At 45.9% G+C, this 1,681-nt stretch carries 1 protein-coding gene and 1 rRNA gene; both read left to right on the top strand.

What is annotated here, in order from left to right:
• The first annotated feature begins 74 nt into the window (after positions 1–74).
• Entirely contained in the window at positions 75–950 is an 876-nt protein-coding gene (locus A3842_RS09535) for a nucleotidyltransferase-like protein (protein ID WP_074084949.1), read from the top strand.
• A 401-nt stretch (positions 951–1,351) separates the two neighbouring features.
• Positions 1,352–1,681, top strand: a 16S ribosomal RNA gene (locus A3842_RS09530); the annotation flags it as partial.

Here is a 1,681-nt window from a genome sequence, read left to right as displayed (position 1 = left end):
AACATGTAGAATATTAATATTTAAGAGAATTATAACTGACAGACGCAAATTCGCCAAATTTGATGGAGGGAAGCATGGAACTGTCCAATTTGACCTTGTTTAGTGGAGAAACATTTGACGAGAACGTCCTTGGCGCTGTAGCTCTGCATCAGACCGGCAATGCTCCGGTTCAGAGCGCGCTTCTTCATGATTTTGATGTGGTAGTACTAATGCTGCATGAGGAGCAAGAGAAGGAACGTATTATTACCCATACGATAGCCGGAGAGCGGCGCACACAGTCAGTGCATGTCGGCCTTTCTGCTCTGGAAAGAGCGGTAATGGCTGGAGATAATAATGAACTGCTTACCAGTCTCATAGCGGGTGAAGTCATTTGGGACCCCAAAGGAATTCTAGGCGAAATGCGCCGGGAAATTATACAGTTTCAGGGGCCGCTCAAGGAACGCATACTGTTCATGGAGTTTTCCAGGTTTCTGCATATGTATGTGAAATCCAAGCGGTATATGGAAGCAGGCTTTACAATGGATGCCTACAACTGTGTATTGATTGCTTTGTATCACTGGGCACGTCTTGAAGTTAGTGAGGCAGGTTGTTTTCCTGACCCCGCAGTCTGGGAGCAAGTAAAAGGCCTTAATTCGTCCGTTCATAAGCTGTATGAGGAGCTGACTGTCAGTACTGAGACACTGGATCAGAGAGTGGAGCTCATTCTGCTAGCCTGCGAATTTGCCATTATGTCCAAGATGTCCGATTGCTGCACCATATTATTGAATATACTCGGCAGTCGTAAGGAACCTTGGAGTGTAAAAGAACTTCTGCAGCATTCGGGACTTAGTCAACTTGGCGCTGAACTGCCTCTGGTGTTGCGTAAGCTTGTATCCCGTTCACAGATTAGGGAGATTGCTTCTTGGGCCGAGGAGGCTGGAGATGGTCACACAGTACGGTACACCTTGTAAGTATAAAAGAAAATCACACATGGATTAAGGAGAGGCAACCTGCTCTCTTTTTTTTGTTGATTTTTTTTGCATGAGATGAGCAATAGAGGGAATATTTATAGTTGACGCTTATGTTAATGTTGTGTTAAATTATAACTCGTCCCTCTGACGCAGGTAATAAGCTTCAAAGCATGCGGAAGACAACCGAAAAAAAGAAATTAAAAAAAGGTTGACTAAATCGAGGGTGCTATGATATATTATAAAGGTCGCTGCTGACAAGCAACGGCGAACGGAAATGAGAATTTGATCTTTGAAAACTGAACAACGAGTGAGTGGGATTTCACGCAAGTGAGATCCAAAAATAGAGAATATTTTATTCTCGTCAGATGTTTCAAAATGAGCAATCGCTCTTTCTGAATACCAATTTGGAGAGTTTGATCCTGGCTCAGGACGAACGCTGGCGGCGTGCCTAATACATGCAAGTCGAGCGAAGCTTATCCTTCGGGATAAGCTTAGCGGCGGACGGGTGAGTAACACGTAGGCAACCTACCCTCTAGACTGGGATAACTACCGGAAACGGTAGCTAATACCGGATAATTCCTTCACCCTCATGGGCGAGGGATGAAAGGCGGAGCAATCTGCTACTAGAGGATGGGCCTGCGGCGCATTAGCTAGTTGGTGGGGTAATGGCCTACCAAGGCGACGATGCGTAGCCGACCTGAGAGGGTGAACGGCCACACTGGGACTGAGAC

Source organism: Paenibacillus sp. P3E (assembly GCF_001909045.1).
In the GTDB taxonomy this organism is placed as follows: Bacteria; Bacillota; Bacilli; order Paenibacillales; family Paenibacillaceae; genus Paenibacillus_AQ; species Paenibacillus_AQ helianthi.
This window is presented reverse-complemented; position numbering and strand designations above follow the sequence as displayed.